Source organism: Candidatus Polarisedimenticolaceae bacterium (genome assembly GCA_036275915.1).
GTDB lineage: Bacteria > Acidobacteriota > Polarisedimenticolia > Polarisedimenticolales > DASRJG01 > DASRJG01.
The window spans coordinates 519,587-534,798 of the sequence record DASUCV010000004.1; the positions used below are offsets into that span (position 1 = coordinate 519,587).

At 69.5% G+C, this 15,212-nt stretch carries 14 protein-coding genes; 1 reads left to right on the forward strand and 13 read right to left on the reverse strand.

Annotation, left to right across the window (positions count from 1 at the left end; all coding sequences use genetic code 11):
* Positions 1 to 3: 3 nt before the first annotated feature.
* From VFV19_04585 to VFV19_04600, 4 genes are all read right to left on the reverse strand, one after another.
* Positions 4 to 1,575: a response regulator gene (locus VFV19_04585; GenBank protein ID HEX4823561.1), complete on the reverse strand. Its 1,572-nt coding sequence runs from the start codon at positions 1,573 to 1,575 to the stop codon at positions 4 to 6.
* Between the two features lie 123 nt (positions 1,576 to 1,698).
* Positions 1,699 to 2,268 (reverse strand): cupin domain-containing protein, encoded by a 570-nt coding sequence (locus VFV19_04590; protein ID HEX4823562.1) that lies wholly within the window; start codon positions 2,266 to 2,268, stop codon positions 1,699 to 1,701.
* A gap of 21 nt (positions 2,269 to 2,289) precedes the next feature.
* Entirely contained in the window at positions 2,290 to 2,559 is a 270-nt protein-coding gene (locus tag VFV19_04595; protein HEX4823563.1) for a hypothetical protein, read from the reverse strand.
* A 56-nt stretch (positions 2,560 to 2,615) separates the two neighbouring features.
* Positions 2,616 to 3,701 (reverse strand): ankyrin repeat domain-containing protein, encoded by a 1,086-nt coding sequence (locus tag VFV19_04600; GenBank protein ID HEX4823564.1) that lies wholly within the window; start codon positions 3,699 to 3,701, stop codon positions 2,616 to 2,618.
* A gap of 35 nt (positions 3,702 to 3,736) precedes the next feature.
* On the opposite strand from VFV19_04600, the gene VFV19_04605 reads away from it, so the two are divergent.
* Complete coding sequence (locus VFV19_04605) at positions 3,737 to 4,375, forward strand: alpha/beta fold hydrolase (protein HEX4823565.1); 639 nt, start codon at positions 3,737 to 3,739, stop codon at positions 4,373 to 4,375.
* Here the strand turns inward: VFV19_04605 and VFV19_04610 are convergent.
* The 9 genes from VFV19_04610 to VFV19_04650 all read right to left on the reverse strand — a co-directional run bounded on the left by VFV19_04610 (position 4,342) and on the right by VFV19_04650 (position 15,207).
* Positions 4,342 to 6,021: a SulP family inorganic anion transporter gene (locus tag VFV19_04610; protein HEX4823566.1), complete on the reverse strand. Its 1,680-nt coding sequence runs from the start codon at positions 6,019 to 6,021 to the stop codon at positions 4,342 to 4,344. The genes VFV19_04605 and VFV19_04610 overlap by 34 nt on opposite strands.
* Entirely contained in the window at positions 6,014 to 7,195 is a 1,182-nt protein-coding gene (locus VFV19_04615; protein HEX4823567.1) for a M24 family metallopeptidase, read from the reverse strand. The genes VFV19_04610 and VFV19_04615 overlap by 8 nt, the downstream gene beginning before the upstream one ends.
* A 13-nt stretch (positions 7,196 to 7,208) precedes the next feature.
* Positions 7,209 to 7,640 (reverse strand): Rrf2 family transcriptional regulator, encoded by a 432-nt coding sequence (locus VFV19_04620; protein HEX4823568.1) that lies wholly within the window; start codon positions 7,638 to 7,640, stop codon positions 7,209 to 7,211.
* Positions 7,637 to 8,617, reverse strand: coding sequence for a tRNA dihydrouridine synthase DusB (gene dusB / locus VFV19_04625; GenBank protein ID HEX4823569.1), 981 nt, complete (start codon positions 8,615 to 8,617; stop codon positions 7,637 to 7,639). Before dusB ends, VFV19_04620 begins: the two co-directional genes overlap by 4 nt.
* A gap of 2 nt (positions 8,618 to 8,619) precedes the next feature.
* Entirely contained in the window at positions 8,620 to 9,387 is a 768-nt protein-coding gene (locus VFV19_04630) for an enoyl-CoA hydratase-related protein (GenBank protein HEX4823570.1), read from the reverse strand.
* Complete coding sequence (locus VFV19_04635) at positions 9,384 to 9,749, reverse strand: hypothetical protein (protein ID HEX4823571.1); 366 nt, start codon at positions 9,747 to 9,749, stop codon at positions 9,384 to 9,386. Before VFV19_04635 ends, VFV19_04630 begins: the two co-directional genes overlap by 4 nt.
* The gene (locus tag VFV19_04640) at positions 9,746 to 11,116 is read right to left on the reverse strand and encodes an acyclic terpene utilization AtuA family protein (GenBank protein ID HEX4823572.1); all 1,371 of its coding nucleotides are present in this window, start codon (positions 11,114 to 11,116) and stop codon (positions 9,746 to 9,748) included. Before VFV19_04640 ends, VFV19_04635 begins: the two co-directional genes overlap by 4 nt.
* Positions 11,117 to 11,251: 135 nt before the next feature.
* On the reverse strand, positions 11,252 to 13,573 hold the full coding sequence (locus tag VFV19_04645) for an ATP-binding protein (GenBank protein HEX4823573.1): 2,322 nt from the start codon (positions 13,571 to 13,573) through the stop codon (positions 11,252 to 11,254).
* Positions 13,573 to 15,207 (reverse strand): ABC transporter substrate-binding protein, encoded by a 1,635-nt coding sequence (locus tag VFV19_04650; protein HEX4823574.1) that lies wholly within the window; start codon positions 15,205 to 15,207, stop codon positions 13,573 to 13,575. Before VFV19_04650 ends, VFV19_04645 begins: the two co-directional genes overlap by 1 nt.
* Positions 15,208 to 15,212 lie beyond the last annotated feature (5 nt).

A 15,212-nucleotide genomic window follows, 5' to 3' on the forward strand; every position in this document is an offset into this window, starting at 1 on the left:
CTCCTACGATGTCACGGCGCCGGCGGCGGGAGACTCCGGCAAGACGCCGCTGGGGTTTCCTCGGGGCAACCCCGAGAGGATCTCGGTCAGCTTCTCGGGCTCGACCGGCTTCACGAGGTGGCCGTCGAAGCCGGCCTCGATCGTCCGGCGGCGATCCTCCATCTGTCCCCAGCCGGTCAGCGCGACGAGCGTGACCTGCTTCCCCCACGCCTCGCTTCTGATCTTGCGGGCGGTGTCGAGGCCGTTCAATCGCGGCATCCCGATGTCGAGCATCACGAGATCGGGCCGGAACGCCGCCGCCGAGACGAGCGCCTCGAGCCCGTCGTAGGCGGTCCGCGTGTCGTTCCCCATGAGCTCGAGCATCTTCGCCAGGCTGACCGCCGCGTCGCGATTGTCGTCGACGACGAGGACGCGCCGCCGGTGATTGACCACGCTCGCCGGCGCCGCACCGGCCTCCGCGACGACGGCGGCCGCGCGCGCGAGGGGCAGGCGGATCGTGAACGTGCTTCCAAGCCCGGGTCCCGCGCTCGCCGCCTCGACGGTGCCGCCGTGCATCTCGACCAGGCTCTTGACGAGCGAGAGACCGACGCCGAGCCCTCCTTGCGCCCGCTCGAGGACGCCGTCGGCATGCGTGAACATGTCGAAGACCTTCGGAAGCATCGCAGCGGAGATTCCAACCCCCGCATCGCGAATCCGGACGACCGCGCTTCCCTCGTCGCGCGTCACCTCGACGGCGATGCTCCCGTTCGGCTCCATGTACTTGGCGGCGTTGTTGAGCAGGTTCGAGAAGATCTGGGACAAGCGCGTCACGTCGGCGTCGAGCGGGAGCGGCTCGTCCGCCGGGAGGAGCGTGAGCGTGTGGCCGCGCTCGTCGATCGCCGGGCGGCTCGCTTCGATCGCCTGACCGAGCGGCTCGGCGAGGTCGATCCTCGAGCGCCGGAGGACGATCTTCCCGCGGCTGATGCGGCTGACGTCCATCAGGTCGTCGATGAGGCGGACCATGTGGCCGACTTGGCGCTCCATCATCTCGCGCGCCTGCTCGGCGGCGCCCGGATCGTCCTTCGCGAGCCTCAAGATCTCGAGCCCGTTCCTGATCGGCGCCAGAGGGTTCCTGATCTCGTGGGCGAGCGTCGCCATGAAATCGTCCATGCGGCGGTTCGAGTCCTCGAGGGTCTCGCGCACGCGACGGCGCTCCTCGGCGATCGCCAGATGGGCCGCGACCCGCGCGTGGAGCTCGCGCGCGGAGAACGGCTTCACGAGGTAATCGTCGGCGCCCGCCTCCATCCCGTCGACGCGGCTGTCCTCTCCCGCCCGCGCGGAGAGCATGATCACGGGGACGTTCCGGGTCCGCGGGTCCGCGCGGAGTCCGCGCAAGAGTCCGAAGCCGTCGAGGCGCGGCATCATGACGTCGGAGAGCACGAGGTCGGGCACGCTGGCGCGGGCGAGCGCGAGCGCGGCCTCGCCGTCGGCGACAGCGAGCGTGCGGTAGCGTTCGCCGAGGATGCGTACGATGTAGCGCCGTATGTCCGCGTTGTCGTCGGCGACGAGAATGCGCGGATCGAGCTCGGAGCCCAAGGCCCCTCCTTCTGCTCCTGAGTGGCGGTTCCATTGTCCCGAATCCGTCGCGCGCCTGCGATGGGGAGGCGTCCTAGGAACGAGTCGGATCCAGGACTAAGGAGCGGAGCCGAAGGTCGTCCCTCACGGAACGAACAGCGGCGCTTCGCGCGCGCGGCCAGGCGCGCCGGGCCAATCGTCGCCACGATAGCGGCCGAGGATCGTCCCGACGAAGACGATGAGCGGAAGCATGACGGCCTGCACGGGACGCGGCGCGAGGATGACCTCCTGAGTCTTCCGGTGGCGCCACGCGACGTGAGCCATGTAGAAGAGCGGTGGCCGCTCGGCCGTTCCCGCATTGAGGACGTCGAAGACCGAGTGCAGGTAGCGATCGAGATCGACCGCCGGGCTCGCCGTGCCGGCGAAGACGAGCTCGTCGTCGCCGCCGTTCCACCAGCGGTGCACGCTGCCGGCGGGGAACCGAGCCGCGGCGCCCGTTGCCGCTGTGGAGACCTTCCCATCGAGAATGAACGAGATGGTCCCCGAGACGACGGTCCCCTCCTCGACCTGCGCGTGGTGAATGTGGAGCGGCGGCCCTTTCCGCTTCGGCGGTAACGTGCCCGACAGCTCGAGGGAGACGACGCCGTCGCGCGCGACACGCCTGAGCTTGAGCTTCTCGCCGGTGTGACGGTTCTCGATCTGGAGCCAATCCATGCGCGAATCTTACGGCGAAGATCAGCGAACGGGCATGACTCCGTGCATCTCGCGCGTCCCGTCGACCGCGACCGGGACCCACTTTCCGTCGACCAGCACGTAGAGGCGCGCCTGGAGGCCGAACGTCTCGGACTCGGTGATCCACACACCGAGCTCGCTCGAGACCGCTTTCCATTGCGGTGAGCTGGTATCGGGTTGCGGAGCGTTCCACCTGTTCTGCGCGTGCGCGATCGCGAAACCCGCCGACACGAGGCCGATAGCCGCGAACACCACCAAGAGATTGCGCTTCATCATCCACCTCCCGCTGGATGAGACAGGCTGCCGGCGATTGAGTTCCCTTCGCCCAGCTACTCCTGCGCACCCGCTCGTCGCAGGATTTCGGCCATCTCGTCTTTCTTCCCGTGGAGCGCCCAGCCGAGCGGGGTGCCGTCGAAGATCGTGTCCCGGAGATCGAGCCGCGCACCGCGCGCGATGAGAAGCCTCACGACCCCTTCATGATCCGCCCACACCGCCTGATGCAACGGAGTGGAATGGGCATGAAACTTCGGCGGGTTGTAGCGATCGGGGTCCTCGCCGGCCTCGAGCAAGAGCGTCACGATCTCCGCGTGGCCATGCTGCGCCGCCAGGGCGAGCGCGACGTGGCGCTCTTCCTCGCCGGCTTGCGGGAGGAGGCGTGCCGCGTCGCCGACTCGTCCGAGCCCCGCGGCCGCGGCGAGGCTCTCGACGGGAGCGCCGCGGCGGACGAACGCCTGCGCCGTGTCGAGGAAGCCGAAGGCGAGCGCGGTCAAGACGGCCGATTGCCACTCCGTCCCCGGCCCGCGGTAGGCGGCGCCGTGATCGAGCAGCGCCTCCGCGAGCGCGAACTGGAGGCCGGCCGCGTGCGGCGGGCTGCTCGAGACCAGCATGCTCATCGTCGTGCACTTCTGCTCGTACATGTCGGCGAGCGCGTCGACCTCGGCGCCGGATTCGAGGAGGACGCGTGCGATCTCGACGGCGTTCGGCGGCGTCTTCTGCCGGTAGCCTTCGACGCCGTTCGCCGCGATGTAGTGGAGGAGCGTCGCGCGGTGCCGGCGCGTCGAGCGCGCGCGTGCGAGCGCGGGGTCGGCCTGGAGCATCGTCCGGAGCGTGGCGAGCTTGCCGGCGACGATCGCGTCGGCGGCGGCCTCGAACGGCTTCGGCCCCTCGTCGGCGGCGAAGGCGGCGAGGTCCGCCCAGCTCTCGAAGGCATAGCCGTGCGCGACGACGAGACGGGCATCGGAGAGATCGAGCGCTCCGGGATCGACCGCCTCGACCTTCTCGCCGCGGTAGCGCGGGTGCGCCCACTTGAAACGCCACCGGGCATCGTCGTCGCCGGCCTTCAGGGCGGCGAGGAGGGCTTCCGCCTCGGCGTCGTAGGCGCCGAGGGGCGTCGTGTACGGAAGGTCGTCGCGCACGAGGATGCGAGCATACGCCCTCTACAATGCGCGGTGTGAGCGACGCGAAGACGATCACGATCGCGGGGCCGGCCGGGAAGCTCGAGGCCGCCGTGCGCACCGCGGAGACACCGCGCGCGGTCGCGGTGATCGCGCACCCTCATCCGCTCTACGGCGGCACGCTGCATAATCCAGTGATCTTCCACACCGACCGCGAGCTGAACCGCGCGGGGCTGACCACCGTGCGCTTCAACTTCCGCGGCGTCGGCGCGAGCGAAGGATTCCACGACGATGGGCGAGGCGAGGTCGGCGACGTCGCGGCGGTGGCGGAGTACGCGCGCGGCTCAGCACCTTCGGCGCCGCTCGTCCTGGTCGGTTATTCGTTTGGCTCGCGCTGCGTCGTCGACTACGCCCTCCATGGCGGCGGCGACGTCGCGGCGATCGTCGCGATCGGTCTCCCGCTGCGGATCTGGAAGTTCGGGGACCTCGAAGAGTGGCATCGTCCCTTCGGCGTCGTCCAAGGCACCCAGGACGAATTCGGCTCGATCGACGAGGTGCGCGCGCGGATCGCGAAGATGACGCCGCCGGGGCGGCTCTACGCGGTCGAGGGGGCGCCGCACCTGTTCCCGGGGCGCGCGCCCGAGGCGGCGGCTAAGGTCGTTCAGGCGGTCGAGGACACGCTTTCGGCCTCGTGAATCGCTCTCGCCCTGGCCAGCGCTTCCAGGACGTTGTCGCAGATGTTCTCGCGCCCAACGATCTCGGCGAACCGCGCCTGCGCCATGAGTTTCCGCGGCTGGTCGCGTGCGCCGCAGAAGAGGAGCGTGCGGCCGCTCGCGTGAAGGACCTCGGCGAGGTCCTGGAAGGCGAGGAGACCGGTGGCGTCGAGCGCCGTCATGTTGCGAAGACGGACGACGACGATCGGCGGAAGGGCCTCGAGGCGCTCCGTGATCTCCGCGATCTTGTCGGTCGCGCCGAAGAGGAAGGGGCCGTGGATGCGGAAGATCGCGACGTACGGCGGGATGTCCTTGTCCTGGAGGGTATGGACGAAGCCGTCCCTGACGTAGTCGTCGGTGACGCGGCTCACGGTCGTCGTCGCGGTCACGTTGCGGATGAAGAGAAGCGTCGCGAGGATCATCCCCGTCTCGACCGCGACCGTGAGGTCGGCGAACACGGTGAGCGAGAAGGTGATGAGCCAGACCGCGATCTCGGCCTTGCTGAGGCGCAAGAGCTCGGGGACCTGGCCCCACTCCCCCATGCCGTAGGCGGTCATCATGAGGATGCCGGCGAGGATCGGCATCGGGACGTAGCTCGCGAGCGGCGCCGCGAACAGAATGATCGCCAAGAGGACGAGCGCGTGGATCATCCCCGACACGGGAGTCTTCGCACCGGTCCGGATGTTCGTTGCGGTGCGGGCGATGGCGCCGGTCGCGGGCAGGCCGCCGAACATCGGGGAGACGACGTTCGCGACCCCTTGGGCGACGAGCTCCACGTTCGGGTTGTGACGGTCGCCGCTCATCCTGTCGGCGACGACCGCGGACATGAGCGACTCGATCGCGCCGAGCATCGCGACGGTGAGGACGGACGGGAGCAGGCCGTGAACGAGGTCGAGCCTGAGGGCTGGAATCTCGAAATGCGGCAAGCCCGAAGGAATGCCGCCGAAGCGGGAGCCGATCGTCTCGACGGGGAGGCGGAGGACGAGGACGAGCACCGTCCCTAGGAGGAGCACCAGGACGCTCCCCGAGATCCGCGGCGCGTACTTTCGGGTGAGCGCGATCGTGAGGGCGGCGCCGGCGGCGAGCGCGATTGCGATCGGGCTCGCCTCGCCCAGATGGACGGCGATCGTCGCGATCCGCCCCGTGAAATCGCCGGGGACGGCGTCGAGCCTCAGACCCAGGAAGTCGCGGAGCTGCGTGGAAGCGATGAGGACGGCGATACCGTTCGTGAAGCCGACGACGACCGGGCGCGGGATGAACTTCACCGCGCTTCCGAGGCCGGTGAGCCCCATGACGACGAGGAGCACCCCCGCCATCATCGTGCACATGAAGAGGCCGGGGACGCCGTGCTTCGCGACGATTCCTGCGATGACGACGACGAACGCGCCGGTCGGGCCGCCGATCTGGCAGCGCGAGCCGCCGAGGAGCGAGATCACGAAGCCGGTGACGATCGCGCAGTAGATGCCCGACTGAGGGGGAAGTCCCGAGGCGATCGAGAACGCCATCGCGAGGGGCAGCGCGACGAACCCGACCGTCACGCCCGAGACGAGGTCGGCGACGAAGGTGGCGCGGTCGTAACCGCGCAGGGCCTGGACCGACTTCGGCGTCCAGGCCGAGAGGTCAGCCAACGAGGACCAGCTCCTTCTGGATCGCGCCGTAGACCTCGGCCTTGCCGGAGGCGCGCACGAAGACGTCGATCTCGGCGCGGACGCCCATCTCGCCGGCGAGGTAGATTCCCGGCTCGATCGAGAAGCAGGTGCCGGGGACGATGAGGCGCTCGTCCTTGGTCTCGAGGTTGTCGATGTTGGCGCCGTTCCCGTGGACGTGCGTGCCGATCGAGTGGCCGGTGCGGTGGAGGAAGTTCGGGCCGTAGCCGGCATCGACGACGACCTTGCGGCACGCGTCGTCGACCTCGTAGCCGTGGACCGGCGTTCCCGCCTCGAGCTTCTTCGCGACGAAGGCGAGGGCGGCGTCGCGCGCGTCGCGGACGACGTGGAAGATCTCAACGTACTTCTTCGGCGGCTCCTTCCCGGCGAACGCGCACCAGGTGATGTCGTAGTAGATCCCGACGGGTAGGGCGCGTCGCGCCCAGAGGTCGAGCAGGATCGTGTCGCCCTTCGTCAGGACCTTGGCGTTCTCCTGCGTCGGCTCGAAGTGCGGGTCGGCCGGGTGCTCGTTGAATCCGACGATCGGGCTCTCGCCCTCGCAGGTGAGCCCTTCTTCCTCGAAGCGGCGGACGATGCGCTCCTTCAGCTCGAACTCGGTGACGTTCTTCCCCTCGCGGAGGGCCTTCGCCATCGCCTCGAACGTCTCGTCCTTGACCTTCTGGACGCGCTCGCCGGCCCAGACGTGCGAGTCCCAACCGGCTTCGCCCACCGTCGCCTCGAACTGCTGGACGAGATCGGCCGAGGTGACGATCGTGGGGCCGAACGAGCGAATCAGCTCGATCGTGCCCGCGTCGACGAGGCCGACGTACGGGATGTTGTTGTCCGGGCTGTACTGCATCGCGATCCGCTTCTTTCCGCCGACCATCTCCTTGAGCTTCGCGTGCAGCTCGGTCCACGCGAGGTAGTGCTCCTGGCGGCCCGGAAGGCGATCGAGCATGCGCGGCTCGACGCGGTGCGCCAGCTTCACCGGCTCGCCCGACGCCGGCAGGTAGTAGAACCATCGCCGGCTCGCCATCGCGTGCGGGTCGAGCCCGAGGATGCCGTACGCCATCGGGTCGCGGCGGTGGTGGTCGCAGAAGAGCCAGCCGTCGAGCTTCTGGTCGCGGAGCGCCGTCTGGATCGCCGTCAAGTTCATCGCTGCCTCCGAGCTAACGTGCGCTTTCGAGCTTCGCGTTGCGGGCGACGACGTCGGCGAGCGACGTCCGGTCGAGGATCGTCGCCGCCGCGTCGCGGACGTCCATCAAGACCGAATAGAACCCTGCCTGCCGCGGGTCCGAGCTCATGAGCTCCTTGAGCTCGGCGGCGCTTCCGAGCGGCGCCAGCGGGCCGTCGAGCACGCGCATGACCTGGCCGAGCATGATCTCGTGCGGGTCGCGCGCCAGCTCGTAGCCGCCGTCGATCCCGCGCCGGCTCCTGACGATCCCCGCGTGCTTCAGCTCGAGGAGGATTCCCTCCAGGAACTTCGCCGGGATCTGCTCGCGCCGTGCGATCTCGCGGATCTGCACGACGCCCTGGCCGTGCGTCTCCGAGAGATGGCAGAGCGCCCTCATGCCGTACTGGCCGCGCTTGCTGACTTTCATGCCGCCGCCCTCGTGGCGCCGTCGAAGAACGCCCCGACCGCCTCGAGGAACGCTTCGGGGGTCGTGAGCTCTCCGATACGGGCGCGGAGGTGTTTGCCGTCCGGAAGGCCGTGGGTGTACCAGCCCGTGAAGGTGCGCAGCTTGTGAACCGCGAACGCCGGCTCTTCCTGGGTCGTGACCATGTCGAAGTGCGCGCGGATCACAGCCTCGCGGTCGCCGACCGTCGGCTCGTAGGGCGCTCGCCCCGCGAGGAGATCGGCGGTCTGACGGTAGATCCAGGGATTCTTCATCGAGGCCCGGCCGATCATGACGCCGTCGCAGCCGGTCTCCCGCATCATGCAGATCGCGTCGGCGGCCTCGTGGACGTCGCCGTTCCCGACGACCGGGATCGAGATCGCTTCCTTGAGGCGCGCGATCTGGCTCCAGTCGGCGCGGCCCGAGAACATCTGCTTCGCCGTGCGCGCGTGGAGCGCGACGGCGTCGACCCCCTCGCCCTCGCAGATGCGGCCCAGCTCGAGATAGTTTCTCGACTCGTCCTTCAGGCCGAGGCGGAACTTCACCGAGAGCGGGATCGTCAGGACGCGGCGCACTTCGCGGATGATCTCCCGCGCGAGGTCGAGATCGCCCATGAGCGCGCAGCCCGAGCAGCCCTTGAGGATCTTGTTCGCCGGGCAGCCCATGTTGATGTCGCAGGCATCGGCGCCGATCTCCTGCACGAGGCGCGCGGCTTCCACCATCGCCTCGGGCCTCGAGCCGTAGATCTGGATCGAGATCGGCCGCTCCTCATCGACGTAGTGGAGGAGCTTCCGCGTGCGCTTGTTGCCGCGGACGAGCGCCTCCGACGAAATGAACTCCATCGTGACGAGGCCGACGCCGCCCACGCGGCGGAGGACGAGCCGGAACTGCCGGTCGGTGATCCCCGCCATGGGCGCCAGGACGAGCGGCGGATCGAGCGCGAGCGTCCCGAGCCTCAGCATCGTCACTGCCCCGTGAAGCGCGGCGGGCGCTTCTCCGCGAAGGCGACGAGAGCCTCCTCGCGGTCGGAGGTGCCGAGCACGCCTTGATAGCACTGCCATTCGAGCGCCAGCGCCTCGTCCATCGAGAGGTCCCAGCCGCCTTCGATCGCCTTCTTCGCCAGGCGCACGGCGACGGGGCCGTTCGCTGCGATCGCGGAGGCGAGCGCCAGCGCCTCGTCGTCGAGCGCGCCCGTCGCGACCACCGCGTCGGCGACGCCGTCGGCGCGCGCCTCCTCGGCGCTGAAGAGCCGCGCGGTGAAAATCCATCTCTTGGCGCGTGCCATGCCGGCGATCCTCGGGAGCCGCTGCGTCCCCCCCGCCCCCGGGAGGATCGCGAGCGCCGTCTCCCTGAGACCGATCTTGGCATCGTCGGCCAGGACGCGCAGGTCGCACGCGAGCGCCAGCTCGCACCCCCCGCCGGCCGCCGTGCCGCGGACCGCGGCGATCGTGGGATACGGAATCTCGGCGATCGCGGCGCAGATCCCGGCGAGCTTGGGGACGAACGCCCGGACTTCCTCGAGCGACATCCCCTGGCGCTCCTTGAGGTCGGCCCCGGCGCAGAAGTGCGCGCCCGCCGAGCGGATCACGAGGCAGCGAGCGCCGGCGTCTTCACGGAGAGCGCCGAGCGCGCCTCCGAGCGCGGCGACGAGCTCCCGGCCGAGCGCGTTCACCGGCGGCCGGTCGATCGCCAGCACCCGGACGCCGCCGGGCTTCTCCTCGACGTGGATCACAGCTCGCCCTTCGGCGCGGTCGCCGCTTTCCGGGGCTCGTAGTCGTCGGGAACCTCGACGAGCATCCGCAGCATGCCCATCCCGTGCGTCTTCCCCTGCGCGTCGGTCTTCAGGCTCGCGGAGCCGCCGCCGCCCAAAGCGTCGTGAAGGATGAAGTTGAGGCCGCGCAGGTTCGGGATGAGATGACGGTCGACCTTCCCCTTCACGATCTCGCCGAAGTGCGCCTTGACACGCTCGGGCGTGAGCCACTTCTCCAGGATCTCGTAGCCTCGGTCGTCGTAGGCGAGGACGCCGACGTTCGAGCCGTCGCCCTTGTCGCCCGAGCGCGCGTGCGCCATCGCGTAGAGGCGGATCTTCTTCATCGCACCTCCTCGACGACGACTCGGGGAACGACCTGCTTCTTCGGGATCAGGGTCGGCCAGTACCCGAGCACCTCGGTCGCCTTCGGCCGGCCGCCGGCGAAGCCGGTGACGCCCGGCGGGCCCGAGGTGACGAGCGGCGCCAGCTCCTTCCCGAAGCGGTCGACCTTCGCCTTCGCGCGATCCTTCACCCCGACGCGGAGCACGATCTCCCCCGGCTTCGCCTCGCCGCGCGTCATCGGGCCATGGCAAGCGTCGACGCCGACGAGCTCGGTGAGGGTCTGCTCGAAGGTGACGCCCGAGCGCTTCAGGCGCCCCCAGATCGCGTCGGCGCAGATCCGGGCCTTCGCCTCGGCATCGGGACCGGAGACCGTGAGCTGCCCGACCGCCTTGTACCCCTCGAGGTACGAGATCGATACCTTGTACGTGTCGGTGGCGGGGCCGCCCTTGATCCCGGAGACGCGCACGCGGTCGTTGCCGGCCTGCTCGAGGCGGATCGACGTGAAGTCGGCGACGCAGTCCGGCGTGAGGTAGCGCGTCGGGTCGCCCATCTCGTAAACGAGCTGCTCGGCGATCGTGTCGACGGTGACGAGCCCGCCGGTGCCGTCGTGCTTCGTGACGACGAAGGTGCCGTCGGGCGCAACCTCGGCGATCGGGTAGCCGAGGTGGTCCCACCCGGAGACCTCCCACCACCGCGAGTAGTTCCCGCCGGTGCACTGCGCGCCGCACTCGAGGATGTGCCCCGCGATCGTGCCGGCGGCGAGCAGGTCCCACGAGGTCTCGCCCCAGCCGTACTCGGCGATCAGCGGCGACAGCACGAGCCCCGGATCGGTCGTGCGTCCCGAGACGACGATGTGCGCGCCCTGCTGGAGCGCCTCGGCGCCGGGAAACGACGAGATGTAGACGTTCGCCGAGAGCACGTCGCCGCGCACCTCGGAGAACGGCCGGCCGTCGTCCAGGTTGGCGAACGGCACGCCTTCCGCGATCAGCTCGTCCAGACGGTGGAGGATGTCGTCGCCGGTGACGGTACCGATCTTGAGCCCCGTCGCTCCCTGCTGGCTCGCGACCTCGATGAGCGCGCGGCGGCAACCGTCGGCGTTGACACCGCCGGCGTTGGCGATGACGCGGATCCCCTTCTCACGGAGCGTGGGGAGGAGCTTGCGGATGAGCCCGACGAAGTCGGTCGCGTACCCCATGTCCGGGTCGCGCTGCCGCTGCTTCTGCATGATCGACATCGTGACTTCGGCGAGGTAGTCGAGCGTCAGGTAGTCGAGCGGGCCTTCCTCGACGAGCCGGATCGGCGCATCGACGGAGTCTCCCCAGAATCCCTGGCCGTTGGCGATGCGCGGCGCGCGGCCCTTCGCGTTCAAAGGGAATCCCCCGTTTATTCAGTAGGAGTAGGAAGTATAGCGAATAAGGGGAATTTCAGAGGGGACAGCTTCCGAAACTCACCCAAACGGCAGATTCCCATTCCGTTTGAGTGAGTTTCGGAAGCTGTCCCCTCTTCAGTTGCTGTTGGGGACTGCGAGGCGCTGCGCCAAGAGGCTGTGCGCGATGCGCAGGAGCTCGTCGATCTCGAACGGCTTGTGAACGACGGCGGTCACGCCCTTCTTCCGGGCGTCGCCCTCGTCGAGCGCCGTGCCCCAGCCGGTGACGAGCGCCACCGGCGTCCCGGGCTTGACCTCGTTGATCTTCTCCGCGACCTCCCAGCCCGACATGTCGGGCATGCCGAGATCGGTGAAGACGAGGTCGTACGGCGAGACGTCGAGCATCTGGAGGGCGTCGACCCCGGAGATCGCCGTGTCGACGGCGTGGCCGGCCGACTCGAGGACGTCGCGGACGACGGCGGCGACCTCGGGCTCGTCGTCGACGACGAGGATCTTGCCGGGGCGGATGAGCTGCGGGAGCGACGCGCCGTCGCCCCCTGCGACGTGGATCGGTCTCTCGTGGGACACGGGGAACTCCAAGGTGAAGGTGGTGCCCTTCCCGAGTGCGGTGGCGACGTCGATCTTGCCCTCGTGCCGTGTGACGATGCCGTAGACGACGCTCATGCCGAGGCCCATCCCCCGCGTCCCCTTCGTCGTGAAGAAGGGGTCGAAGAGGTGCTGGCGGATGTTCTCGGTCATGCCGACGCCGGTGTCGGTCACGCGCGCGACGACGCGGTCGCCAGCAGCGGCGCACGAGAGCTCGAGGCGGCCGCCCTGCGGCATCGCGTCGACGGCGTTCAGGATCAGGTTCGTGAAGACCTCGCGCAGCTCGCTGGCGTTGCCGAGGATCGGCGGCACCGTCAGCGCATCGAGCGACGGCTTGATGTTGACCTTGCGCCGGAGCGCGTCGTCCGACCACCGGGTCTTCGTGATCTCGAGGCAGTCCTTCAGGATCTCGGCGACGTCGACCGGCTCGAACTTCTTGTCGCGGCGCGTTCTCGAGAACTCCTGGATGCGGCGCACCGTCTCGCGCCCGTCCTGGGCCGCCTTCTCGATGACGGCGAGATCGTGATCGGCCGCCTTCACCTCGCCCGACCGGCGGAGCAGCTGGGCGCGCCCCAGGATCGCGCCCAGGAGGTTGTTGAAGTCGTGCGCGACGCCGGAGGCGAGCTCGCCGAGCGCGCGGAGCTTCTCCGTCTCGGAGAGGCGCTCACGGAGGCGCTTCGCCTCGGTCATGTCGACGAGGAGGCACTCCGCCGCGGGGCGGCCCTGGTACTCGATGCGGCTCCCGCGCAGCTCGAGGTGCCGCGTGCGCCCCTGCGCGTCCTGCGCGAGCACCTCGGCAGGAGCGGGCGCCTCGCCGCGCTCCCACGCCGCGATCCGCCCGCCCGCGAGCGCCGCGGAGCTGGGGTCGAAGAGCCGGGAGAGCTGGAAGTCGGGGCGCATCGCCTCGGTCTCGGGAACGCCGAAGGTGTCGGCGAACGAGCGGTTCACGAAGCGGACGCGGCCGTCCTGCACGATGAGGATCGAGTCGGGCGAGCTCTCGACGAGCGACTTGTACTGCGCCGTCGACTCCTCGAGGAGACGCGTCCGCTCGATGACCTGATGCTCGAGGGTCGCGTTGAGCGCCTCGAGGGCGGTCTGGAGCGTCGCCGATTCTTCCGCCTTTCCCTCGAGCCGGTCCGACATCGTGTTGAACGCGCGCGCCAGCTCGACGAGCTCCTTCGTGCCCGACACCGGGATCCGGTGCTGCAGCTCGCCGGCCGAGAGCGCTTCCGTTCCGGCGACGAGGTTCCGGAGCGGCGCCGTGATGCGCCGCGCGAGCCACCGCACGCAGAGGACCGCGACGATCGCGAGGAGAGCACCGAGGAGGAAGAGCTGGATCCCGAGACGGCGGAGCTCGGTCGCGACGATGTCGTAGGAGAGGCCGACGGAGACGCGGCCCCACGCCACGTCCACGCCTTCGACGTGGACCGGCACCGAGACCTCGACGACCTGCTCGGGGTGGCCCTTGGCGCGCGCGACCTCGACGTCGCGCGTGGCGCTCGCCGCCGAGACGTCGGCGTCCTGCGCCTTGAGATCGGAGGAGGTGCGGCCCGCGACGCCGGCGAGCGCACCTTCCTTGTCGCGGATCGTCACGTAGACGACCCCCTGGTTCCCGGCGGCGCCCTCCGCCGCGAGCTGCAGGGCGGCGTAGTTGTAGGCCAGGAGCGAGGGCGTCGAGACGGCGGCGATGCTCTCCGCGATCGCGGTGCCGCGGTCCTCGAGGCCGTGGCGCATGTTCGATTCGACGCGCTTCTCGACGATGACCATCGTCGTCCCGATGAGGACGAGGACGAGGAGCGCGGTCGAGATCGAGAAGCTCTGCTCGAGCGTCCGCCCGTGGAAGAGACTACGCATCAGCCCTTGCTCCCCGCGGGGGTCAGCCACACGTGCTCGAGGTCGAGGCTGCCGACCCCCAGCGGCCCCGGCTTGAAGCCGTGCACCGTCTTCCGGGACGCGATCATGCCGACCGAGTGGAAGAGCGGGACGAGGGGCGCCTTCTCCAGGATCGAGCGCTCGAGCTCACGGTAGATCTTCGTGCGCTCCATCGGGTTGATCTCCGAGGCGCCGCGCTCGAGCGCCGCGGCCGTCGGCCGGTCGAGGAACGAGAAGTAGTTCGCGGAGCCTCCCGGCTCGAACAGCGTGCGCAGGAAGGCATCGGGGTCGGGGAGATCCGCGACCCAGCCGAGCTGGAACGACGGCGCGGCGTTGTCCTCGATGTGCGTGATCAGCTCCGACCAGGTCGTCTCGTGGATGACGAGCTTCACGCCGACGTCGGCGAGGTTGCTCTTGAGCAGCTCGTTCGTCTTGGTGTTCGCGGTCGCCGCGGCCTGCGCGGTGTAGAACTCGATCGGCGGCAGCCCTCGCCCGCCCGGATAGCCGGCCTCCGCGAGGAGCTTGCGCGCGCCCTCGGGATCGAACGCCATCGCCTTCGGCGTCGCCGAGTAGCCGGGAAGCCCGGGAGGCAGGATCCCCTGGGCCTCGCGGCGGTTCGACGGCGCCAGGTCGGCGAGCGCCTTGCGGTCGACCGCCATCGCGATCGCGCGGCGGACGCGCTCGTCCTGGAGCCCGCGGGCTCCGGTGTTCAAGCCCATGAAGCTCAGGCTCAGGTCCTGGTAGCGGTGCATCTCGACCGTCGGGTCCTGGAGCAGGGACGCGACGTTGTCGGACGACGGCTCGACGATCTCGGTCTCGCCGGCCAGGAACTTCGCGTTGCCGTTGTCGCGGAGCTTGACGTCGGGGAAGTTGATGACGACGCCGTCCAGGTACGGCGCGCCGCCCCAGTAGTCGGTGTTCGCGACGAGGGTCAAAGACATCTTCGTCCAGCTCCCGAACTTGAACGGCCCGGTGCCGACCGGCGAGCGCCGGAACGCCGCCTCGCCCATCCGCGTCACCACGCCGCGCGGAACGATGCGCAGGTCGTCCATCGCCAGGACCTCGAGGAACGACAGGTAAGGATGCGAGAGGCTGATCTGGAGCGTCTGCGGGTCGAGCGCCTGCAGGCCGACGAGCTCGGGCGCCTTCCCCGAGGCGTACGCGGGGGCGCCGTCGACGACCTGGAGGTAGCTCGCGCCGATGCTCTTCTTCTTCCCGAGTTTCGGATCGAGCAGGCGCTTGATGCTGAAGACGACGTCGTCCGACGTCAGCGGGCTCCCGTCGTGGAAGCGCACGCCGGTCCTCAGATGGAACGTGTAGAGGCGGGAGTCGCGCGAGATCGTCCACGTATCGGCGAGCGCCGGCACGACGTTCAGGCCGGGATCGAGGGCGACGATCCCGTCGAAGATCTGATGGACGGGAAGCGCGTCGTAGACCGAGTCGACGGTCGCCGGGTCGAGCGCGACCGGGGCTTCGAGCACCATGCGGAACGTTCCGCCGCGGACCGGCGCTTGCACCGTTCCGGAAGGCATCGTCGGCGACTGGGCGTCGGAGCTATCGCACGAGGCGGTGACCGCGAGTGCCGTGGTCAGGAACGCGGCGGCAAGGCAGCGCATCCGTG